This is a genomic window from Streptomyces sp. TS71-3 (genome assembly GCF_018327685.1).
Classification (GTDB): domain Bacteria; phylum Actinomycetota; class Actinomycetes; order Streptomycetales; family Streptomycetaceae; genus Streptomyces.
The window spans coordinates 3396345-3417918 of record NZ_BNEL01000003.1 but is presented as its reverse complement, the minus strand read 5'-3'; the positions used below and the strand labels follow the sequence as shown (position 1 = coordinate 3417918).

Annotated in this window: 18 protein-coding genes; 13 read left to right on the top strand and 5 right to left on the bottom strand. The window is 73.5% G+C overall.

Going from position 1 to position 21574, the window contains the following annotated elements:
- Positions 1-3: 3 nt before the first annotated feature.
- The 10 genes from Sm713_RS41550 (at position 4) to Sm713_RS38355 (ending at position 11325) form a co-directional block, all read left to right on the top strand.
- On the top strand, positions 4-426 hold the full coding sequence (locus tag Sm713_RS41550) for a 3-deoxy-7-phosphoheptulonate synthase (RefSeq protein WP_308293223.1): 423 nt from the start codon (positions 4-6) through the stop codon (positions 424-426).
- Entirely contained in the window at positions 423-1700 is a 1278-nt protein-coding gene (locus tag Sm713_RS38395) for an acetyl-CoA carboxylase biotin carboxylase subunit family protein (RefSeq protein ID WP_212914544.1), read from the top strand. Before Sm713_RS41550 ends, Sm713_RS38395 begins: the two co-directional genes overlap by 4 nt.
- A gap of 63 nt (positions 1701-1763) precedes the next feature.
- Positions 1764-3011, top strand: a complete 1248-nt coding sequence (locus Sm713_RS38390) for a biotin carboxylase (RefSeq protein WP_212914543.1) — start codon at positions 1764-1766, stop codon at positions 3009-3011.
- A gap of 77 nt (positions 3012-3088) precedes the next feature.
- Positions 3089-4516, top strand: coding sequence for an amidase (locus Sm713_RS38385; protein WP_212914542.1), 1428 nt, complete (start codon positions 3089-3091; stop codon positions 4514-4516).
- A gap of 49 nt (positions 4517-4565) precedes the next feature.
- Positions 4566-5831 carry an MFS transporter gene (locus tag Sm713_RS38380; protein ID WP_212914541.1) on the top strand — a complete coding sequence of 422 codons (1266 nt, stop codon included), beginning with the start codon at positions 4566-4568 and terminating at the stop codon, positions 5829-5831.
- A gap of 733 nt (positions 5832-6564) precedes the next feature.
- Positions 6565-7113, top strand: a complete 549-nt coding sequence (locus Sm713_RS38375; RefSeq protein WP_249416948.1) for a flavin reductase family protein — start codon at positions 6565-6567, stop codon at positions 7111-7113.
- On the top strand, positions 7091-8161 hold the full coding sequence (locus Sm713_RS38370) for an ABC transporter substrate-binding protein (RefSeq protein WP_212914539.1): 1071 nt from the start codon (positions 7091-7093) through the stop codon (positions 8159-8161). The genes Sm713_RS38375 and Sm713_RS38370 overlap by 23 nt, the downstream gene beginning before the upstream one ends.
- Positions 8158-9033, top strand: coding sequence for an ABC transporter permease (locus tag Sm713_RS38365; RefSeq protein ID WP_212914538.1), 876 nt, complete (start codon positions 8158-8160; stop codon positions 9031-9033). Before Sm713_RS38370 ends, Sm713_RS38365 begins: the two co-directional genes overlap by 4 nt.
- Positions 9009-9953 (top strand): ABC transporter ATP-binding protein, encoded by a 945-nt coding sequence (locus Sm713_RS38360; protein ID WP_212914537.1) that lies wholly within the window; start codon positions 9009-9011, stop codon positions 9951-9953. Before Sm713_RS38365 ends, Sm713_RS38360 begins: the two co-directional genes overlap by 25 nt.
- Positions 9937-11325 (top strand): LLM class flavin-dependent oxidoreductase, encoded by a 1389-nt coding sequence (locus Sm713_RS38355; RefSeq protein WP_212914536.1) that lies wholly within the window; start codon positions 9937-9939, stop codon positions 11323-11325. The genes Sm713_RS38360 and Sm713_RS38355 overlap by 17 nt, the downstream gene beginning before the upstream one ends.
- Positions 11326-11364: 39 nt before the next feature.
- Here the strand turns inward: Sm713_RS38355 and Sm713_RS38350 are convergent, their stop codons facing one another.
- The 3 genes from Sm713_RS38350 to Sm713_RS38340 all read right to left on the bottom strand — a co-directional run bounded on the left by Sm713_RS38350 (position 11365) and on the right by Sm713_RS38340 (position 14105).
- Entirely contained in the window at positions 11365-12219 is an 855-nt protein-coding gene (locus Sm713_RS38350) for a class I SAM-dependent methyltransferase (RefSeq protein WP_212914535.1), read from the bottom strand.
- 232 nt (positions 12220-12451) lie between these two features.
- Entirely contained in the window at positions 12452-13207 is a 756-nt protein-coding gene (locus tag Sm713_RS38345; RefSeq protein ID WP_212915120.1) for an SDR family NAD(P)-dependent oxidoreductase, read from the bottom strand.
- Between the two features lie 268 nt (positions 13208-13475).
- Entirely contained in the window at positions 13476-14105 is a 630-nt protein-coding gene (locus Sm713_RS38340) for a ScbR family autoregulator-binding transcription factor (protein ID WP_212914534.1), read from the bottom strand.
- A 158-nt stretch (positions 14106-14263) separates the two neighbouring features.
- Here Sm713_RS38340 and Sm713_RS38335 point away from each other — a divergent pair, with 158 nt between their 5' ends.
- On the top strand, positions 14264-15223 hold the full coding sequence (locus Sm713_RS38335) for a ScbA/BarX family gamma-butyrolactone biosynthesis protein (RefSeq protein ID WP_212914533.1): 960 nt from the start codon (positions 14264-14266) through the stop codon (positions 15221-15223).
- A 389-nt stretch (positions 15224-15612) separates the two neighbouring features.
- Positions 15613-16599, top strand: a complete 987-nt coding sequence (locus tag Sm713_RS38330) for a glycoside hydrolase family 64 protein (RefSeq protein ID WP_212914532.1) — start codon at positions 15613-15615, stop codon at positions 16597-16599.
- Between the two features lie 177 nt (positions 16600-16776).
- Here Sm713_RS38330 and Sm713_RS38325 read toward each other — a convergent pair whose 3' ends face one another.
- Positions 16777-19254 carry a glycoside hydrolase family 65 protein gene (locus Sm713_RS38325; RefSeq protein ID WP_212914531.1) on the bottom strand — a complete coding sequence of 826 codons (2478 nt, stop codon included), beginning with the start codon at positions 19252-19254 and terminating at the stop codon, positions 16777-16779.
- Positions 19255-19441: 187 nt separating this feature from the next.
- Positions 19442-20494, bottom strand: a complete 1053-nt coding sequence (locus Sm713_RS38320) for a universal stress protein (protein WP_212914530.1) — start codon at positions 20492-20494, stop codon at positions 19442-19444.
- 383 nt (positions 20495-20877) lie between these two features.
- On the opposite strand from Sm713_RS38320, the gene Sm713_RS38315 reads away from it, so the two are divergent.
- Positions 20878-21339 (top strand): Crp/Fnr family transcriptional regulator, encoded by a 462-nt coding sequence (locus Sm713_RS38315; RefSeq protein ID WP_212914529.1) that lies wholly within the window; start codon positions 20878-20880, stop codon positions 21337-21339.
- Positions 21340-21574 lie beyond the last annotated feature (235 nt).

The window sequence follows — 21574 nt, the reverse complement described above, 5'->3', positions numbered from 1 at the left end:
CTCGTGGCCGCGGCAGCCCCCTACGCGGGGCGCCTGGTGTGGCCGTGCGACCCGATGCACGGCAACACGGTGCGCCACGCGAGCGGCCTCAAGACCCGGGTGATGGCCGACATGCGTGCCGAGGTGGAGCGGTTCTTCGCCGTGCTGCGCGCCGGCGGCGCCGTACCCGGCGGCCTGCACCTGGAGATGACCCCCGACGACGTCACCGAATGCGTCGACGACCACCGGGCGCTGCGGGACCCGCTGGCGCTGCCGCGCTACGCCAGCACCTGCGATCCCCGCCTGACCACGGCACAGGCCGAGAGCCTCCTCGAGGCCGCCCTCGCCTGCCTGCCGCGAACCACCTCGGAGGCCGTACCGGACGTACCGGCGGCATCCCGGACGGCCCGACCGGCCGCCCTGCCGGGAAAGGACACCGCATCGTGACCGCCTCAAGCCGACCGCACATCGTGGTGATCACCCGCTGGCAGGAGCGCTACGCCGAGTACGGGCGCTACCCGGACCACACCGCGCACCGGGTCACCTACGTGGCCACCGGCATCGCGCACGCGGCGATACCGCCGGGGGCGACGGACCCGGTGACCGTCTCGCGCACCGACGACCTGGACGAGGTGACGGCCGCCGTGCGGCTGCTCGCCGCCCGGCACGGCGCGCCGCAGCGCATCGTCGCCCTCAAGGAGGACGACCTGCTGGTCGCCGCCGAACTGCGCGCGCTGTTCGACTGCCCGGGAGACCGTCCCGAGGACCTGATCAGGTTCCGCGACAAGCTGGTGATGACGTCCCTGATCGCCGCGGCCGACCTGCCGGTGCCACCCGCGGCGGCCGCGCCCGACGCCGCCGCCGTCACGGCCTTCGCGGCACGGGTGGGCTGGCCCGTCGTCGTCAAGCCCCGCATCGGCAGCTCCAGCGCCGGCGTGCACATGCTGCACGGACCCGAGGACCTGCACGGAGTCGACTTCACGGGGCCGATGCTCGTCCAGGAGTGCAACCACGCGCCGATCTACCATGTGGACGGGATCTTCGACGGTGGCGCCCTGACCTGCTGGCGGGCCTCGCGCTACGTGAACACCTGCCTCGGGTTCCGGTCCGGCACGTTCCTCGGCTCCGTCGAGGAGGACGACCCCGCGCTGCTGGACGCCATCGGCAGCCATGCCCGGCGGTTCCTCGCCGCGCTCACGGACCGGCCCGTCCCCTTCCATCTGGAAGTCTTCGTCGGCGCCGCCGCCGGCACGTGCTGGTTCCTGGAGGTCGGCGCCCGGGTCGGCGGCGCCGAGATCCCCTTCATCTGGCGCGAGCTGCACGGCTACGACCTCATGCACGCCGCGTTCAACCTCCAGGCGGGCCTGCCCGTCGCCGGCGTCACCGACCGGGGCGGCGCGGGCCCGCTCGTGCCGGGGTCCCCGGGCTCCGAGCGGGGCGGCTGGCTGCTGGTGCCGGCCCCGGACAGCCGGCCGTGCCGGATCACCAGCATCACCCCGATGACCGGCCGCGACCCCGGCCCGTACGCGGAGGTGCTGCTCGAACCCGGCGAGGTGCTGCCCGCCGCCGACGCGTACTACGAGCACGTGGGCGGCAGGTTCCGCTTCCGCGGTCCGAACTCCGACGCCGTCGAGCAGGCGCTGGCGGCCACCGCGGCCGCCTTCCGGGTGGGCGCCCGGTCGCTGGCCGCCAGCGCGCCGGAACTCGCCGCCACGACCTGATCACCCGGCACCGCCCGACCCGCCGACCGCCGAGCCACCCTCACCGCCCAGGAGACAACCGTCATGTCACGCAAAGGCCACGTCGTCATCGTCGACCCCTTCTCCCCGTTCAACCGCGTAGCCCAGCAGTTCAGGAAGGCCGGCTACGACTGCGTCCGGGTGGAGACCATCGCCGGAATCCCCGAGGCGTACCGGGCGTCGTTCAGCCTGGACGACTACGTCGACAACATCACCCACACCGGGGACTTCGCCGGGACCCTGGAGGCGGTGGCCGGCTACCGGCCCGCGGCGGTGCTGCCCGGCGGCGAGCGGGGCGTGGAGTTCGCCGACCGGCTCGCCGAAGCCCTGGGCCTGCCCAACAACGGCACGGATCTCAGCGCCGCCCGCCGCGACAAGTTCACCATGGTGGAGACCCTCAAGGAGGCCGGAGTGCGGGGGGCGCGGCAGATCCTCGTCACCGACGAGGACGAGCTGCGCGCCTGGCACGAGCGCCTCGGCCGCCGCGTGGTGGCCAAGCCGATCCGCTCGGCCGGCGGCGACGGCATCCGCTTCTGCGGCACCCCCCACCAGTCGGTCGCCGCCTACCGCTCCCTGAGCGCCGCCGACAGCTTCTTCGAGTTCCGCAACGAGGGCGTGGTGGCCCAGGAGTACCTGTACGGCGGGGAGTACGTGGTCAACACGGTGAGCCGTGACGGCCGCCACCACCTCACCGACATCTGGAAGACCACCCGTCTGACCGCCAACGGCGTGCTCGACCTGTGCGACTCCATCCGGCTGCTGCCCCGCCGCTCCCCGGAGGGCGGGCCGCTGGGCGACTACGCGGAGGAGGTCCTGGGCGCCCTCGGGATCCGGCACGGCCTCGGGCACCTGGAGGTGAAGCTGACCCCGGAGGGGCCCTGCCTCGTGGAGATGGGAGCCCGCATCCCCGGCGGGGACATCCCGTACTACGCCCGGCTCGGCCTCGGGGAGTCGCAGATCGACTGGGTGGTGGACGCCTACGTGGCGCCCCAGCGCTTCCACGAGCGCTGCGAGACCGACTACCGGATCCAGAAGCACTTCGTCTCCGTGGCGATGATCTCGCCGCTGAAGGGCACCCTCAGGTCCTACCCCCATCTGGACGCGGTGCGCGGGCTGGAGAGCGTGCTGGACGTGCGGACGCTCGTCGAGCCCGGCGGGCAGGTGCTGCCCACCGTCGACGACTTCACCTACCCGATGATCGTCAACCTCTGCCACGAGATCGAGGAGACCGTCCTGCGGGACTACACCACCCTGCGGTTCCTCGACGGTGAGGGCTTCTACGACCTGGCATGAGCCCGCTCCGGCCGCCCGGCCCCCATCCGTCCACCCGCCCACCGCACACCCGCATGACGAGGAACGGGATGCCACCCATGCAGCACACGCCCCTGCCGGGGACCGACCAGGCCGTGGAGGAGTTCGTCCGGCGGCTCGACGGCGCCGTGCCCCACGGCGACGCGGCCACCGGCCACGGTCCCGACGCCGCCTCCGACGCCGGCCTGCCGGAGCCCCCGGAGGTGCTCGCGCTGCCGCTGGCCGAGCGGCACCGGCTGTTCGAGGCCGGCGACCTCTCCCCGGACGAGGTGCGCACGGCCGCCGCCGCGTGGCAGCCCCGCGCCGACGCCCTCTACCGGGCCTGTGCGGAACTGCACGAGCCGGGCCCCGGCGACCTGCTGAGGCTGGGGGTGAAGGACACCATCGACGTCACCGGGTTCGCGACCCGCCTGGGACTGCGCCACCACCGGCACCTTCCCCGCGAGTCGGCGGCCGTCCTCGCCCGCCTGACGGGCGCGCGGGTGAACGCCAAAGTGGCCACCACGGAGCTGAACATCGGCGTGGGCTCCGGCTGCGTCAACCCGTTCTTCCCGGACATCGACCCGGCAGGATCCAGCACCGGCTCCGCGGTGGCCGTGGCGGCCCACATCTGCGACGTCTCGCTGGGCACCGACGTGCTGGGCTCGGTGCGCTGGCCCGCGGGCCGGTGCGGTGTCGTCGGCCTGCGCACCACCCACGACCCCGCGCACCTGCCGGGCATCTTCCCGCTGTCGCCGCCGATGGACGCTGCGGGCTGGGTCGGGCGCACCGCCGACGACCTGTCCTTCGCCTGGCGGCGGATGGGCCTCGGGGACACCGTGCCCAGCCGGCCGTTGCGCGTCGGCATCCCGCGTGAGCTGGCCCGTCCCGGCGTGCTCGACGACGAGGTCGCGGGGGTGCTGGAGTCCACCGCCGAGGCGCTGCGGGGCATCGGCCACCACACCGTCCACAGCGACCTGGGCGAGCTCTGGGACTGCCGCGGCGACGGATGGACGCTGTGCGCGCGGGACGCCTACGACGGCTACCTGCGGTGGCGCTCCCACCTCGCCGACGACCTGATGGAGTCCACCCGGGCCGCGCTGGACACCGGCGCGAAGGTCGACGACGAGACCTACCGGCGCGTCCGCGACCGCATGGCGCGGATCAGGTCGGGCGCCGCCGGCCTCTTCGCGCAGCGGGAGGTCGACGTCTGGCTGCTGCCGCTGGACCCGGCGGTGCCGCGCGTACGGAGCACGGCACCGGCCGCCGCCTCCACCATCCCCGACGCCGACGACCCCGCCTACGAACGCGAGATCGGCTTCACACCAGTGGCCAGCTTCGCCGGCCTGCCCGCGATCACCTTCCCCGCCGCGCTGTCCGCGAAGGCCGCGGCGCCGGTCGCGGTGCAGCGGCTCGGCACCCCGGGCGCGGAGCCGGAACTGATCAGGGTCGCCCAGGACTTCGCGAGCGCGGTGGGCGAAATCCGCCGTCGGCCGCGCGGACTGTGAGGCGTGCGGTATGAAGTTCTCGGCCCCCGCCTCGACGAGGGAGACGACGATGGTGAGCACGCCCGGGGCCGGACGCGGCACCCTGCTGATCTACCTGGCCGTGTTCGGCGCCTACACCGGACAGCAGATCCTCACGCCCATCCTGCCGCCCCTGGCGCGTGAGCTGTCGCTGAGCGAGTTCCAGTACGGCATGGTGATGAGCGTGTCGGCGGCCGTCGTGGCACTGGTCAGCCCCCTGTGGGGGCGCCGGGCGGACGTGTGGGGCCGCAAACGGCTGCTGCTGGGCGGCCTGTTCGGGGCCGCGGCGGGCCTGGCCGCCTTCGCGCTGTGCGTGCGCCTGGGCCTGACCGGCGCGGTCTCGGCCCTGGTGGTGTTCACGCTGCTCATGGTCACCCGCGGGCTGCTCTTCGGCGGTTCGCTGGCGGCGGTGCCCGTCGCCGCCCAGGCGTACGTCGCGGACGTGACCGCCGAGGGCGGCGAACGGGTCAAGGGCATCGCCCGGGTCGGCGCGGCCCTCGGTCTGGCCCTGGTCCTCGGACCGGGTCTCGGCGGCCTCCTGGGCGACCTCGGGGCGATGCCGGCCCTGCTCAGCGCGCCGGTGCTGATCGCGCTGGTGGCCGTGGCGGTGTGGATCTGGCTGCCCGCGGAGCAGAGCCGCGGCACCGCACGGCGCACGGCCGCGCGGCTGAGCCCGCTGGACGCGCGGATCTGGCCGCACCTGGTGGCCGGCGTCGGCATCTACCTCTCCACGAGCGTGCTCCAGACCAGCATCGGCTTCCTGCTCCAGGACCGGCTGGAGCTGACCTCGCAGCGGACCGTCGAGCTGGCCGGCATGACGCTGCTCGCGGGCGGCCTGCCGATGCTCCTCGTCCAGGGCCTGCTCATCCCGCGGTTGCGCTGGCAGCCCCTGCGGCTGATGCGGGTGGGCGTCCCGCTGACCGCAGTGGCCTTCGCGGTGATCTGCGTGGCCGACTCGCTGCCGGTGTTCCTGGCCGCGGTGGTGCTCTCGGGCACCGGGCACAGCCTGGCCATCCCGGGGTACAACTCCGCCCTCAGCCTGAGCGTGGGCCCGTCCGAGCAGGGCGGCGTGGCGGGCCTCGCGGCCTCCGCGAACGCCGTCACCACCGTCCTCGGCCCGCTCGCGGCGACGGCGCTGTACCAGGCGGGTGCCGCGCTGCCGTTCCTCGCCGGGGCCCTGGAACTGGGCGCGCTGCTGCTGTTCCTGCTGATGCACCGTGCGCACCGCACGGCACCGGTGACCGGTCCGGCCCTGCCCCTGGCCGCCGCGGAGAGCGCGCCGCCGCCCGTCGACTAGCACGCAGGGCCCCAGGGTTCCTGCTCCCTGACCGGCCGTCACCGGGACATCGGAGACGGCCGGGGGCCCGCGCCCCACGTCCCGGTACGGCTCCCGCCGGGGCGGTGAAGGACCATCGAAGCACCATCTCTTAATTCAGAGATGCATTATGTTGACGGCGCGCGCCGTGAACCCGACGATGGGTACATGACGACTTCGCAGCGGATTCTCCCGTACGCGCCCTCCGAGGCGCCGCACGGCCCCCTGGCTGCGCACGCGCGGATTTCCTTCCGCTGTTCCTGTTGTTGTCGCGCGCAGGGGATCTGACCTCCTGCCTGCACCGGGGCGCTTCCTGCCCGGAACGGGGCTCACCCCGTCTGTCCAGGTGATCTGGCAGCTCGTTCAGGCTTCCCGCCGCGGTTCCCGGCTTTCCACCGTGCCGCCGGAATGCCGGGGAACTCTCTCGCGACCGCGTGCCGCACCCCTACCGCGCGCCCCTATCCCGGATTCTCTCGCCGACCGTTTCCCGCATATGTGACGGCGGCTTTTCCGGCATGTGTCAGCAGCCCCGCGAAGGCGCTTCTCCGCGCCGTCGCGCGGTCATTCCTAGATGACCGGTGCCCTTTTCCGACGACACCCGAGCCGTCTCACGGCGGCGGAGACCCGTGCGCCACCCGGCCGGAGTCCCGCCGCCCACTTCCCCATGCCCGCCTTCCCCCGCCGACCGGGAGAGTTCGCCGACCAGGAGAGTTCCTTGACCGTTTCCGCCGTCTCGCCGGGGCCCCCGCCCGGCATCGCCCAGGACCGTTTCAAGCAGGTGTTCCGCCGCCACCCCGGGGGTGTCGTGGTGGTCACGGTGGATGCCGGCCGGGGGCCCGCGGGGTTCACCGCCACCTCGCTCACCTCGGTCTCGCTCAACCCGCCGCTGGTGTCCTTCGCGATCGCGGGCACCTCGTCCTCCTGGCCGCACGTCGAGGCCGCGCGGACGGCCGTCGTGCACTTCCTGGACGCCGGACAGGAGGCGCTGGCCCGCCGGTTCGCCACCCACGGCGCCGACCGGTTCGCCGCCCCGACCAAGTGGCGGCCCCTCGCCACCGGCGAGCCCCTGCTCGACGGGGTCGCGGGGTGGCTGCGGCTCGGCATCGAGCAACTCGTGCCGGCCGGCGACCACCACCTCGTCGTCGCCCGTGTCGTGGACGCCTGGGTCGACACCGGCCGGGACCCCCTCCTCTTCCACGACGGCGCCTACCACCCGCTCCGAACCCGAACGGACCTCGGCCATGCCCTTCCCCACCACGCCTGACACGACCGGCCGCAGGGGCTTCCTCGCACTGGCCGGCGGCGCCGTCCTCGGCCTCGGCACCACCGGTTGCGTCGCCCCCTCCAGTGCCGCTGCCCGGCCCGCACCCACCGGCGCCCTGCCGACCGCCGCCCCGGCCCGCGGTACCAGGCTCTCCATCGCCATCCACCCCACCCAGCTCCAGCTCGCGGCGTCCGGACTCGACCGGAAGCTCGGATTCACCGTCTCCCAGTGGCCCAACCTCAACGCCGGCCCGGACATCATCCAAGGGTTCCGCGCCCGCTCCATCGACCTGGCCTCCAACGCCGGCATCCCGCCGATCCAGGCGGCCGCCATCGGGGTGCGGGCCAGGATCGTCGCCGTCCAGGTCCGCAACATCCCCGTCTACGTGTTCGCCACGGCGGCCGGCTCGGCCATCAGGAGCGCCGAGGACTTCCGCGGCAGGAAGATCGCGTTCTCGCAGGGACAGGCACAGGGCGTGGTCGTCCTGCGCGCGCTCAAGGAGGCGGGCCTGTCGTACGACGACGCGGAACTGGTGCCGCTGCCCAGCACGCAGTTCCTGACGGCGTTGCAGTCCGGCCAGGTCGACGTCGCACCGCTCAGCGAGCCCACCCTGACCAAATACCTCGACCAGTACTCCAAGGACGGCGCCCGGGCGGTGAAGACGGACGTGGTGGACCTGCTCACGGTGCTCTGGGCGCCCGAGGAGGTGCTGGACGACCCCGCCAGGCTCGCGGCGATACGGCAGTTCGTGCCGCTGTGGGCGCAGGGACAGGTGTGGGCGTGGCAGCACGCCGGCACCTGGATCGACCGGTACTACGTCAGGGACCAGGGCGTCACCAGGGCGGACGGCGCACGCATCGTGGACTCCCTCGCGCGGCCCTCGTTCCCTCAGAGCTGGGACAGGGCCCTGGCCTGGGAGCAGCAGACGGCGGACCTGATGGCCGCGGGCGGGTTCGTCCGGAAGCTGGACGTCACGCCGCTCTTCGACCGCCGTTTCGAGGGCCTCGCGGCCCGTGCCGTTCCGGCCGCGTACCGGGAGGCACGATGAGCGGCACGCTGTCGGACGTCCGCGTCCCGAAGGCCGCCACCACCGCGCCCGACACGGGCCCCGCACCGGCGGACCGCCCCGTGGCCCGCCGGGTACGCCGCCGGCTCGGGCCGGGCCGGCGGATACCGTTCGGCCGGCTGCTCGGGCCCGTGCTGCTGGTCGCCGCCTGGTGGGGAGCGTCGGCCCTCGGCGTGCTCGACCCGCGGATCCTGTCGGGGCCGGGTGCGGTGCTGGGCACCGCCCGGGACCTCGTCGCGGACGGCCGCCTCCAGGACAGCGCCCTGATCTCGCTGCAACGCGCCGGGCTCGGGCTGCTGTTCGGCGTGGGTGCCGGGGTGGTGCTGGCCGTGGTGGCCGGGCTCAGCCGGCTCGGCGAGTACCTCGTCGACGGGCCCCTCCAGATCAAGCGGGCCATCCCGGCCCTGGCGATGCTGCCGCTGCTCATCCTCTGGCTCGGCATCGGCGAGCAGATGAAGATCACCGTCATCGCCCTCGGTGTGGCGGTCAACATGTACATCAACACGTACGCCTCGCTGACGGGCATCGACAGCCGCCATGTGGAGCTGGCGGAGTCGCTGGAGCTGAGCAGGTGGCAGTTCCTGCGCAAGGTCGTCGTGCCGGGATCCCTGCCCGGGTTCTTCGTGGGGCTGCGGCTCGCGGTGACCTCGTCCTGGCTGGGCCTGATCGTGGTCGAGCAGATCAACGCGACCAGCGGCATCGGCTACATGATGTTCCAGGCCCAGCAGTACGCCCAGACAGATGTGATCATCGTCGGTCTCGTGGTCTACGGCGTCTTCGGGTTCCTCTCGGACGCCCTGGTACGCGCGATCGAGGGGAAGGTGCTGGCATGGCGGCGCACGCTGGCGAGCTGACCGGGACCGCGGCCCCCGCCGGGGTGCCGGGACGGCTGAACGGGGCCCTCGACGGCCCCCGCGCCCCGGAGCGGGCGCCGGCGGTCCGCGCCACGCGGCTGGTGCGGCGGTTCGGCGACCGGACGGTGCTCAAGGAGCTCGACCTCAGCCTGGCGCCCGGCGAGTTCATCGCCCTGCTGGGCCGCAGCGGCTCCGGGAAGTCCACGCTGCTGCGGGCCGTCGCGGGCCTGGACCACCGGGTGGCGGGCTCCGGCGAGCTGCTGGTACCCGAGCGGATCTCGCTCTCGTTCCAGGACTCCCGGCTGCTGCCGTGGCTGCGGGTGCTGGACAACGTCATCCTCGGCGTGCCGGGGCGGGGCGCCCGGGCCCGGGGCAGCGAGGCGCTGGCCGAGGTGGGCCTGGGCGGCCGCGAGGAGGCCTGGCCGCATGAGCTGTCCGGCGGCGAGCAGCAGCGCGCCGCGCTCGCCCGGGCCCTGGTCCGCGACCCGGAACTCCTGCTCGCCGACGAGCCGTTCGGCGCGCTGGACGCGCTGACCCGGATCAGGATGCACGGCCTGCTGCGCGAGCTGTACGAGCGGCACCGCCCCGCCGTGCTGCTGGTCACCCATGACGTCGACGAGGCGGTGGAGCTCGCCGACCGGGTGCTGGTCCTGGAGGACGGCCGGATCTCGGTGGACCTCACCGTCGACCTGCCCGCGCCGCGGACCCGCCGCGATCCCCGGTTCCTGGAGTACCGCGAGGTGCTGCTCACGGCCCTCGGGGTGGCCGCCGACCCGCCGCCGGCCACGGCTCGCCCCGAGGCGGGCCCGGTGCCGGGAGCGCCCGCACCGGCAGGCGTCCCCACTTCGGCCAGTGCGTCCACCGACCGCCCCGTTCCCCCGCTTCGCAAGGAGAGGACCCCGCATGGCCCGCAGGACTGACCGCCCGCCGATGCACCTCAACGCGTTCCTGATGTCCCTGGGCCATCACGAGGCGGCCTGGCGGCTGCCGGAGAGCGACGCGCGCCCCGGGGAGGACGTAGAGCACTACAGACACCTGGCGCGCACCGCCGAGCGCGGCAAGCTGGACTCGGTGTTCCTCGCGGACAGCCCGGTCCTGCACGGCGACCCGGGGCGCCGTCCCTCCAGCCGTCTCGAACCCACCCTGCTGCTCACCGCGCTGGCCGGCGCCACCAGCCGGATCGGCCTGATCGCCACCGCCTCCACCAGCTACAACGATCCGTACAACCTCGCGCGCAGGTTCGCCTCGCTCGACCATGTCTCCGGCGGCCGGGCGGGCTGGAACATCGTCACCACCGCGGGCGCCGACGCGGCCCGCAACTTCGGCCTGGACGACACCCCGCTTCACCACGACCGCTACCGGCGCGCCGCCGAGTTCGTCGAGGTCTCCACCAAGCTCTGGGACAGCTGGGCGGACGACGCCGTGGTCGCCGACAAGGAGGCGGGGGTGCACGCCAGGAGGGACCGGGTGCGCCGGATCGGCCACCGGGGCGAGTTCTTCCGGGTGGACGGACCGCTGAACGTGCGGCGCGCCCCGCAGGGCTACCCGCTGCTCGTGCAGGCCGGGTCGAGCGAGGACGGCAAGGACTTCGCGGCGCGCTACGCGGAGGCGGTGTTCACGGCGCAGCAGACGCTGGAGGAGGGCATCGCGTTCTACAAGGACGTGAAGCGGCGCGCCGAGCTGATCGGGCGCAGTCCGGACGGCCTCAGGATCCTGCCCGGTGTCGTGCCGGTGCTCGGGGACACCGAGGCCGAGGCGCTGGAGCTGGACGCCGAGTTGGACCGGCTGATCGTGCCGGAGTACGCCAAGCGGCAGCTCGCCGCGACGCTCAGGCTGGCCCCGGAGGCCCTCGCGCTCGACGAGGAGCTGCCCGAGGGCCTGCCCGCCGAGGACGAGATCGAGGGCGCGAAGAGCCGCTACACGCTGATCGTGGAGCTGGCCCGCCGCGAGCGGCTCACCGTGCGGCAGCTGATCGGCCGGCTGGGCGGCGGCCGCGGCCACCGGACCTTCGCCGGGACGGCCGAGCAGGTCGCCGACACCATCGAGCACTGGTACGGCAGCGGGGCCGCGGACGGCTTCAACATCATGCCGGCCGTGCTGCCGTCCGGCCTGGAGCGGTTCGTGGACCGGGTGGTGCCGATCCTCCAGGAGCGGGGGCTGTTCCGCACCGAGTACACCGGCAGCACGCTGCGCGAGCACTACGGGCTGCCGAGGCCGGTCAACCGGCTCTTCGAGGCGGTCGACCGGAGCCCCGGGTCCACGGGCATCGGCCTGGCGGCCGAGGCGGGCTGAAGGGCGGCGGGGCCGCCTCCTCCTGTGGCCCCGCCCGGCTCACCGTCCGCCCGGCAGCGTGGCCACCACCAGCCCGCAGCGGGGGCTGCCGTCGGGCCTGAAACCGAGCTCGGGAAGGGCGCGCAGCCGGACCTCGAACCCGGCCTGCGCGAGATCCCGGCAGACCTGCGCGGGCGGGAAGGTGCGGTAGTACATGACGAACGGCGGGCGCCACAGCGCGTTGCGGACCCGCATGGCGACGTCGAAGGCGAGCAGCATCCAGTAGCCCGGGCTGCCGGGCCTCGCGGGCGCGACCACCGGGAAGACGAACCGGCCGCCCGGCCGCAGCACCTTCTTGACCTGGGCGAAGAGCTCGGGCCGCATGGAGGGCAGGAAGTGGCCGAAGGCGCCGAAGCTCACCACCAGGTCGAACACGGCACCGAACGGCAGGGCCATGGCGTCGCCCCGCACCCAGTCGACGCGGGCCTTCGGGGGCACGGCGGCCCGCAGGGGGCGGGTGACGGCGAGTGGCTGGGCGCTCTGCACGGGGCCGGCGCTCGGGGCGGGCCCGGCGGCCGGTGCGGGCCAGGGCTGCGGGGGCGTGCCGCGCCGGGCGCGCGGCCAGGTGGCCCGGCCCTGGACGAGCATGCCCGCGCTGAGGTCGACCCCGGTGATGCTCTCCCGGCACACCTGAGCGAGTACGTCCATGCCCGCTCCGGTGCCGCAGCACAGGTCCATGCCGCGGCCGAACGGGCCGAGCGGGCGCAGCGCACGGGCCACGGCGTCCAGGACGGCGTCCGGGGTGCGGAACGGCGTCAGGTCGAATTTCGGCGCGAGCAGGTCGTAGCCGCGCTCCACGGACGACAGCGCCTGCACGGCCAGCTCACGGACGGTGGGACCCTCGGGTACGAACATCGCTGTTCAGCATAGGCGGCCGGGCGGCGGGCCAGCCATGTCGCGCCAGGCGCGCGGGCGGGGCCGGCACAGGCGCCCCTCATCCGAGCACGCGTCGCGTGGGCGCCCGCGTCCGACGGGTGCGCGCAGCCGGCGCAAGCGCGCGAGCCGTGGCACCGAGGGCACACTCGTGGGGCGTATGGTGTCCGGGGTGTCCCGGAGCCCGCCAGCGCCCCGGGACGCACCGGCCGGATCACACCGCGCTGCACCCGCCGTCCACCGGGACCACGGCGCCCGTCACGAACGAGGACCGGTCGCTGCAGAGCCAGGCGACCGCCTGCGCGATCTCCTCCGGGTCGGCCAGCCGCTTCTGTATGGCGCGGGACACGGCGTTCTCCTCCATCTGGGGCACCCGGCGCATGGCCTCCACCAGCAGTTCGGTGCGGGTGCTGCCCACCATCAGCACGTTGACGCGGATGTTGTCGCCGCCGTACTCGGCGGCGGCGGCCTTCGTCAGCCCCGTCACGGCGTGCTTGGCCGCCACATAGGGCGCCCCGGCGCCGGTGGCGAAGGAGCCGGCGGTGCTGCCCGTGTTCACGATCGACCCGCCGGAGGGCTGCGCCATCATCACCCGCACCTGGTGGCGCAGGCAGTTCCAGACGCCCCGGACGTTGACGTCGATGGTCCGGTCGAAGTCGGCGTCGTCCATGAGGTGCAGCGGGGTGCCGGCGGTGCCCCAGCCCGCGTTGTTGAACGCGGCGTCCAGCGACCCGAAGGTGTCCAGGGCCGTCCCGACGGCCCGCTCGACGTCGGCCGAGGAGGCGACGTCGCCCTCGGACACCGCGGCCCGCCCGCCGGCGGCCGTGATGTCAGCGGCCACCTTGCGGAGTAGCTCGCCCCGTCTGGCCATCAGCACCACGGCGGCGCCCTCCGCCGCCAACACGCGCGCGGTGGCCGCGCCGATCCCGCTGGAGGCGCCCGTGATCATGATCGTCTTGCCGCTGAGCATGGCAGTCCCCTCGATGTGACCGAACGTGCGTCCGGTACGGATGTGCTTGAGAGGCACACCGTACGGCTCATTCGTGAGGGGTGGTCAGCTCTGGCGGGCTCCGCCACGTGTCGACAGGGGGATCGGTCCGGCTGCCCGGCCGGGCAGCCGGTGGCGGGACGCCCGCCACCGGCTCGGGCCCCCGCCCCCACCGCACCCGGGAAGGGGGACACACGTCCCGGCCCGGCTTCGGGCCAACCGTCCGCGTCCGGTCCGCACCGCCCCGGGATCACAGGTGGCGCCCGCGGTCCTCTCCGAACTCCAGACGCTTGACGACGCTGGGCACGGCGAGCGCGGGCAGGATGCAGTGCCACATCTCGACGATCCGCTCGGGAAGGTCCTTGCGCCCGGTCTCCATGCTCGCGTGCATCTGTGCGCCCGTGCATGCGTTGACCACGAGGCGAGCCCATGCCTCCACGTCCACCCCGGCCCGTACCTCGCGCTTGCGCTGCGCCTCCCTGAAGCTCGGCAGCACCACGGAGACCCACTGCTGATGGGAGTTGTCCTCGGGCGAGATGAACTGCTCCTGATCCGTCACCAGCCGTGCGCCTGCCAGCAGGACGGGATTGTCGAGGAGCTGGTAGCCCCATGTCAGAGTGATGTCGACGACCTGCTGAAGGCCCTGTGCCGGTATCGGCGGCACGACCAGATCCGGCTGGCTGCGCACGATCTCGCGGGCCAGCTCTTCCTTGCTCCGGAAGTGGAAGTACATGGCGCCCAAGGTCACACCGGCCCGATTGGCGATCCTGGCGACACTGGCTCCGGCGAACCCCGACTCAGCAAACACCTCCGCCGCAGCGCGCACCAGGGTCGCACGGGTGCGCACGGCCCGGTCCTGCTTCACCACCCGTCCTGCCATTCCCCACCCCATCCGATCTTCCTCGACAACGATTTCGACGGTCTCTATTTTTGTTATTCGCCGCAACTAGCTCCATCGACATCAAGACGGATCGTTCAACGGCGAACAGATGCCGTCCGTTGCCCACCCCCCCCGTGATGTTCAGGGAGAGAATTCGCATGGTCACGAGTACCACTGATGCTCTCTCAGCAGCCACCTCAAGACCTCCACACCCGCTGCACGACTACGTACGGAAGGTAGAGAGCTCCGAGATCCTCGTCCAGGACTGGCGCCAGGACTCCGCGGAGTCCCAGATCGTCACGCTCCGTTGGCCCCGAGCGCACGCCTTCTACACCCTGCGCGAGGACGTCACCAGCCCTCTGCTCTTCACCGAGAGCGTCCGCCAGGCCCTGGCGCTGCTGTCCAACACGGTCCACCACATACCGCTCGATCACCGCCTTGGATGGGAGTACGCACGCTTCAGTGTCGCGCCCGACGCCTTCCGGGGCGACGCCAGGCCCGCCCTGGTGGACCTGCGGGTCACCCATACCGCGGTCTCCCGCCGCCGCCTCGGCTCCGTCCAGGTCACCGCCATGATCGAGGCGACCGGTGACGGAGCGTATGCGGGCTCGGCCGAGATCCGGTACATCACCCATCCCCCCGCCTTCTACAACAGGCTTCGCGGACGGTACGCGGACGCCGGCGAGTCCTTCGCCAAGGCCGCCCCGCCCCCGCCGCCCGTCGACGCCGCCCTCGTCGGCCGCGGATGCCCGCGCGACGTCGTCCTCGCCTCGACGGGGACGCCGCACCGCTGGCAGCTGCGTACCGACACCACCCACGAGGTGCTCTTCGACCACTCGCACGACCACGTGCCGGGCATGGTGCTCCTGGAGGCCGCGGCACAGGCCGCGCAGGCCGAGGCGGGCCCCCGACCGGTGCTGGCCGTGGGCTACGAGACCACGTTCTCCCGGTACGTCGAGCTCGACCAGGCCTGCTGGATCACCGCCGAGCCCGCTGCTCCCGATCTGCTCGGCCGTTCTCGTCTCAAAGTCGACGCTGTCCAGGGGGACCACCTGGTCTCCTCGACCCTCGTGTCCGTCGAACCCCTCGATGCGGCACCCGCCGACCCAGTGCACTGAGCCGCCCGTCGGTCCGGGCACCGCCTGAACCGACCACCGGGGACCACAGGTGCGGTGGCCACCCGGCCGGGACACACCCGGAAAGACCCACGCCTTCAGGGCGCCGGGGCAACCGCCCGGCGCCCTCCCCGGCCGCAGCGGCCGGCGCCCCCTTCGGCAGTAGCCCGGCACCCCTGCGCCCCCCCTTCCGGCACCCCCGCCGTCGCGCGCCTTGACAACTCCCGGCAATCCCAAGAGTCTTTGAGAGCGCTCTCTTGCCCGGACCCCACTCTTCTTTGGGTTCCTTGCCGGAACGCTCGGCAGCGCATCAGCAAGGCCGGACGAGGGCCACCACCCGGCTGTGGCCCGTGCGTCCGCGCCCGACCACCCCCCACAGCCAGGGAGTAACGATGCCCCCCACAGCAACGCCCCCGCTCCATCGCCGGCGCGCCCCCTATCTGATCGGCGCCGTCGCCCTGCTGCTCACCACGACGTCCGTGATCATGAACACCTCGTCGTCCTCGGCGTTCGGCGTCGAGACCGCCTCGCCGGCCGCCGCGGCGGGCCAGGCCCCGCCGGACGACTGGTGGGGCGACACCGGCAGCATCCCGCCGGCGAAGAACGTCCTCACGGTCAAGGTCCTCAACAAGACCAACGGCCAGTACCCGGACGACCAGGTCTACTGGACGTTCAACAACGAGACCCACTCGATCGCCGAGCAGCCGTACATCGACATGCCCGCCAACTCGGCCGGCCGCATGTACTTCCACCTGGGATCGCCGGACAGCAAGTACCAGGACTTCATCGAGTTCACCGTCGGCGACGACGTCTTCAACGGCAACACCACGCGCGTCGACGCGTTCGCCCTGAAGCTGGCCATGCGGCTGCACGCCAGCGACGGGTACGACGTCCAGGTCGGTGAGGACTACGAGACGTTCCAGGAGTCCAGGGACGCCACCTGGCAGAAGTTCGCGTCCGCCATGCCCGCCGAGTTCAAGTCGCTCACCGAGGTCGAGAAGCCGTACCGGATCCTGGCACCGGGCAGCGTGCCGGACTTCCGCGCCGGCGGCCAGTACGCGAACTACATGAGCGACTACGCGAAGAAGGTGGGTGTGAACGCCGCCACCTCCGACATCTTCGGCTGTGCCGGCTCGCTCGCCGCCGACCCCGGCATGTGCTCGGCACTCAACCGCCACGTGGCCGAGCTGCCCCAGGACGCCTGGTCCAAGCCGGAGAACTTCTACAAGGACGCCCCGGCCAATTACTACGCGAAGTTCTGGCACGACCACTCCATCAACAACCTCGCCTACGGCTTCCCGTACGACGACTACGCCGGCCAGTCCTCGTTCGTCTCGCACGGCGATCCGCAGTGGCTGGAGGTGGCCGTCGGCTGGTGAGGCACCGCGCTCACGCGGCCCGCTGAGCCGTCGCACCCCGTGTCCTCGCGCGCCGGACGGGGCACGGGGCGGCGTCGAAAGAGCCCCCGGGGAACTCCCCGGGGGCTCCCGCCATCGCGGACCCGCTCGCGGAGGACGCGTCATGGGGCACGGCAGCCGCTCGCGCCGGCCGGCGGATCACTCGGGCACCATCAGCTCCACGGACTCCCCCGGCTCGACGACCACCGAGCGGTCGGGGAGTTCTATCTCGATGGGCAGCTTGTCCGAGTCCGGCACCGCGAGCTGCAGCCGGCCGGGCCGCACCCCCAGCCGCACCCCGCCGTGGCCCTGGTAGTGGACCGAGAAGCTGTAGGAGGCGAGTTCGGGCATCGGCACCGGGTCCAGCCAGAGCGCGCCGCCACGCGTGGTCAGCCCGGTCAGGCCGCGCTGGACGAGGTCGAGCGTGCCCGCCATGGCGCCCAGGTGGATGCCCTCGCCGGTGGTGCCGCCCTGGAGGTCGGCGATGTCCCCTTCGATGGCCTCCTGGCAGAACCGCCACGCCTCGCTCCGCCTGACCCGGGCCAGCACCCAGCCGTGCACGAGCCCGCTGAGCGTGGAACCGTGGCTGGTGCGGCGCAGGTAGTAGTCCACCGTGCGCTGCCAGAGGTCGTCGTCGAAGCGGTAGCCGAGGCGGTCGAAGAGGGCGGCCAGCTCGGCGGACGAGAAGAGGTAGCCGAGCATCAGCACGTCGGCCTGCTTGGAGGCCTGGTAGCGGTTGACGGTGTCGCCCTCGGCCTCCAGGATCCGGTCCAGGCGCCGGATGTCGCCGTAGGTCTTGGCATAGCCGTCCCAGTCCAGTTCCTTCAGGTCGCCGTAGCCGTCGAACTGGCTGATGACACCGTCGTGGAACGGCACGTAGAGGCGGCGCGAGATCTCCTCCCAGTGGCCGGGCTCGCCCTCCTCCAGCTCGGTGCGCTCGGCGAGGTCGCGCCGCGCCGGTTCGGGGAGGGCCCCGAGCAGTTCCAGGGTGCGCGCGAGCACCCAGGCGGCGGTGACGTTGGTGTACGCGTTGTCGTCGAGGCCCGGCCGCCGGGCGCCCGGGTAGGCGTCGTGGTACTCGTCGGGGCCGACGACCCCGCGGATGCGGTAGCGGCCCAGCGCCCGATCGTAGTCCGCGAGGTCCGCCCAGAACCGTGCGACGTGCAGCAGCGTCTCGGCGCCCTTGGTGTGCAGGAACTCCGTGTCCCCGCTCGCCTCGCAGTACTGCCAGACGTTGTAGGCGATGGCCGAGCCCACATGCCGCTGGAGGTGGGAGTGGTCGGGCAGCCAGCGGCCCGAGCGGGGGTTGAGGTGCAGCTGCTGGGTCTCCTCGCGGCCGTCGCTGCCGCTCTGCCAGGGGTACATGGCACCGGTCAGCTCCGCGTCCCGCGCCGAGTGGCGGGCCTGCTCCAGGCGGCGGTGGCGGTAGCCGAGCAGGGCCCGGGAGACCTCCGGGAAGTGCAGGTTCAGGAAGGGCAGGACGAACAACTCGTCCCAGAAGATGTGCCCGCGGTAGGCCTCGCCGTGCAGTCCCCGGGCCGGTACCCCGGCGTCCTGGTCCGCGGTGTGCGGGGAGAGGGTCTGGAGCACGTGGAAGAGGTGCAGCCGCAGGATGTGGCCCGCCTCGCCGGGGACGGTGAGTTCGGCGCGGCGCCACAACTGGCCCCACGCCGTGCGGTGCGTGGCGAGCAGGGCGTCGAAGCCGGGGGCGCGGGCCACCCGCTGGACGGCGGCGTCCACCGGCTCGCTGATCGCCCGGTCCCGGGAGGTGTGCAGGGCGACCACCTTGTCCACGGTGACCGTGCGGCCCTGCTCGGCGCCCACCCGCCACACCTGGACCGCGCGCGCCGCCTCGTGCGCGGACGTGGTGTCCGTGCCGGTGCCGCCGCGTACCGAGGTGCGGGCCGCGAGGCCGACGCCCAGCCCGTAGGTGCGGGTGCGGCAGGCCAGCCAGACGCGGTCCCAGGCGGCGCTGCCGGTGCGCACGCCGGTGAGGTGGTCGCCGTTCAGGTCGCGGTAGCGGGCCACGCCCGCGTTGCTGACCGTCCCGTCGAGCGCCGACTCGATCTCGATCCGGCCCGAGAAGTTCTCCGCGGTCACCTCGGTGCGCTGCGCCGCGAGGTAGGGGTCCGCCATGTGCACCAGCCGTAGCTGACGTACCGTCACGATCCGGCCGCGTTCGTCCTCGTAGCGGCTGCGGCGCTCCAGGACGCCGGTGTCCAGGTGGAGGATCTGGCGGTGGTCGCGGAGCGCCGGGGTGTCGGGGGTGAGCCAGGCCGCCCCGGTGCGACGGGCCGGGTCCGCGCCGGCCTCACCGCCATCGGCGCCGCCCCCGCCGCCACCGTCGGTGATGCGCAGCCGCAGCGGCAGCCAGTCCGGCAGGTTGACCATGTCCTCGTTCTCTATCCGGTGCCCCTCCACGGTGGACGCGAGGCGGTCGTAGAAGCCGGCGGCGTAGGTGCCGGGGTAGTGCACGCCGTCCGCCGGGCACTCGCTCGCCGCGCCACGGGTGGCGAAGCGGCCGTTGCCGAGGGTGCACAGCGACTCCCGCAGCCGCTCCCCGTCCGGGTCGTAGCCGTCGTACTCCCAGGTCCAGTCGGTGGCGAGCTCGGCGGTCCTGTCCTGTACGTCGGTCACGTGGGGGCTCCTTCAGGTGAGCGACTTGCCCAGGCCGCGTACCACCGGTTCGGCACCGTGACACCGCGGCCGCTCCGTGGCGCCGGAATCCTCGCCCCGCCGGTCGCCGACGACGGGGTGGACCCTGCCGAGCCGGCCCGCCGGCCCGTCCGGCCGGGGCCGGACGGGAGGCAGGGTGCCGCGGCCGTCACTCACGGTGCGGGACGACCGCGACCGGGCAGTCGGCGTAGTGCAGCATCGTGTGGGCAACCCGTCCGATCCGGGCACCGAGGTGGCCGGACTGCCGCAGGGCGCCGGTGACCACCAGGTCGGCGGTGCGGGAGCCCTCCAGGAGCAGCTCGTGGGCGGGACCCTCGGCCACGCTGCGGAGCACCTCGGTGCCGGGGTGCTCGCGCTGGGTGTCGCGCAGCGCCTCGTCGAGCATCCGTGCCGCCCGCTGCCGGTGGCGGCGGGCGCGTTCCTTGGGCCAGCGCAGCCGCCCCGCCGTCTGGGACGCCGGGCAGCGCCAGGCGCGCAGGGCCTCCAGGTCGCTGTGCCGCACCTCCGCCTCCCGGAAGGCGAACCGGACCGCGCCGGCGCAGCTGGCCGGCTCGGCGACGCCGAGCAGGATCCGGTGGTGCTCGCCCGCGCGGCCGGCGGCGCTGCCACGCACCACGACGACCGGACACGGCGCCTTGGCGGCCATGGCGAGGCTGACGGTGCCGAGCAGCACGCCGGGCACCGCGCCCCGGCCGCGCTCGCCGGTGACCAGCGCGGTCGCGTTGCGCGCCGCCCGCAGCAGGGCCTCCTCCGCCTCCTCGCAGCACACGTCCGTGAGGACCTTGACGTCCGGGTCGCGGCGGGCGGCCCGGTCGGCGGCCTGGCCGACGATGCGCTCCGGGGACCCCACGGGAACGGTGCGCTCCTCGGGAGCCTCCAGCGCACCGGCGGGATCGACCGCCGTGCCGGTACCGGCGTGCCCGGCCTCCGTGCCAGGCAGGCGGCCGGGTCCCGCCGCCGTGCCAGGGGGCCCGCCGGGTCCTGCCGCGTCCCCGCCCTCCCCCGCCCGCGTCACGGGACCGCCTTCGCCGCCTGCCCGCGGCGCCCGTCCGGCCGGCCCGTCGTGCTCGTAACGCTGCCACAGGGAGGCGTGCACCAGGCGGAGCGCGAGTCCGTGCCTGGCCGCCTCGTCGGTCGCCCAGTCCACCGCACGCAGGCTGTACTCCGAGCCGTCCACGCCCACGACCAGTGGCAGTTCCATGATCCGCACCGCCTCTCACCGCGTGCCGGAGACCGCCACACGGTCCATCGTGGCACCGGGGCGAGGCGGCGGCGGCAGGGCCGTCCGCCCCAGGGCCCGGGACCTTCGGCCCAGGTACGCGGTCGTGCGGCGGGCGCAGGCTCATATCAGGACACGTGCCGCACAACGGTCGGGTATCGGTCCCACGACCGACCACGCGATGGCACCCGTTGCGGGGCACGTGCTCGTGTCGGAGCAGGTACCGCGTCCGCGGCCGGTGCCGCGGCGCGGGACCGGGTGGGTCTCGGCCGAACGCGACCGCGGCCCGGCGGGCGGGCGTGCGCCGGGCACCGGCCGTGCCGGCCCCGTCCGGCCCGGTCCGGGGAAGGAAGGCAGGCCCGGCCATGACCGTCGCGACGACCATTTCTATCCACGCGCTGGACCCGGATCACCGGGACAGGCTGATGGGGCTGGCGCGGGACGCGTCGTTCCCCGAAGGCGCGCGGATCTTCGAGGAGGGCCAGCACGCGGATCGCTTCTGGATCGTGCGGACCGGCACGGTCTCGCTGGACATGCGGGTGCCGGGCCGCCGTCCGCCGGTGGTCGACACCATCGGCCACAACGAGCTGATCGGCTGGTCCTGGCTGTTCGAGCCGTTCGTCTGGCAGCTCGGCGCGGAGGCGCTGTCACCGGTGCGCGCGCACGAGTTCGATGCCGCGGCGGTGCGGGATCTGTGCAGGTCGGACCCGCCGCTGGACGCGGCGGTCGCCCGCTGGGTCGGCCGCGTGCTCGCGTACCGCCTCCAGACGGCCCGCAACCGGCTGCTGGACCTGTACGCGCCCTACGGAAGCGGCGCGTGGAGTTGACCAGCGGCGCGTGGAGTCGATCCGCCGGCGTGGACGGCCGTGGAGAGGGCGTGGGGTCGAGATGTGAGCCGGGCCGGTATGTCGGGATGTGGGGCCGGGAGGTGGGCCGCCGGTCGGCGGTCGTGCCCGCGGTGGGGTCGTGCGGGCGGTGGAGGCGTACGCACGGTTCACGGTGAGCCGGGCGCACAGTGAGCGGCGCGGGGCGGGGCCCTACGCGCGGCGAATGATCGCGCGG

Bases quoted from the DNA above. Each gene is read 5' to 3' on its own strand.
- Sm713_RS38390 (WP_212914543.1), top strand. From the start codon at position 1,764: ATGTCACGCAAAGGCCACGTCGTCATCGTCGACCCCTTCTCCCCGTTC.
- Sm713_RS38385 (WP_212914542.1), top strand. From the start codon at position 3,089: ATGCAGCACACGCCCCTGCCGGGGACCGACCAGGCCGTGGAGGAGTTC.
- Sm713_RS38380 (WP_212914541.1), top strand. From the start codon at position 4,566: ATGGTGAGCACGCCCGGGGCCGGACGCGGCACCCTGCTGATCTACCTG.
- Sm713_RS38370 (WP_212914539.1), top strand. From the start codon at position 7,091: ATGCCCTTCCCCACCACGCCTGACACGACCGGCCGCAGGGGCTTCCTC.
- Sm713_RS38365 (WP_212914538.1), top strand. From the start codon at position 8,158: ATGAGCGGCACGCTGTCGGACGTCCGCGTCCCGAAGGCCGCCACCACC.
- Sm713_RS38360 (WP_212914537.1), top strand. From the start codon at position 9,009: ATGGCGGCGCACGCTGGCGAGCTGACCGGGACCGCGGCCCCCGCCGGG.
- Sm713_RS38355 (WP_212914536.1), top strand. From the start codon at position 9,937: ATGGCCCGCAGGACTGACCGCCCGCCGATGCACCTCAACGCGTTCCTG.
- Sm713_RS38350 (WP_212914535.1), bottom strand. From the start codon at position 12,219: ATGTTCGTACCCGAGGGTCCCACCGTCCGTGAGCTGGCCGTGCAGGCG.
- Sm713_RS38345 (WP_212915120.1), bottom strand. From the start codon at position 13,207: ATGCTCAGCGGCAAGACGATCATGATCACGGGCGCCTCCAGCGGGATC.
- Sm713_RS38340 (WP_212914534.1), bottom strand. From the start codon at position 14,105: ATGGCAGGACGGGTGGTGAAGCAGGACCGGGCCGTGCGCACCCGTGCG.
- Sm713_RS38335 (WP_212914533.1), top strand. From the start codon at position 14,264: ATGGTCACGAGTACCACTGATGCTCTCTCAGCAGCCACCTCAAGACCT.
- Sm713_RS38330 (WP_212914532.1), top strand. From the start codon at position 15,613: ATGCCCCCCACAGCAACGCCCCCGCTCCATCGCCGGCGCGCCCCCTAT.
- Sm713_RS38320 (WP_212914530.1), bottom strand. From the start codon at position 20,494: ATGGAACTGCCACTGGTCGTGGGCGTGGACGGCTCGGAGTACAGCCTG.
- Sm713_RS38315 (WP_212914529.1), top strand. From the start codon at position 20,878: ATGACCGTCGCGACGACCATTTCTATCCACGCGCTGGACCCGGATCAC.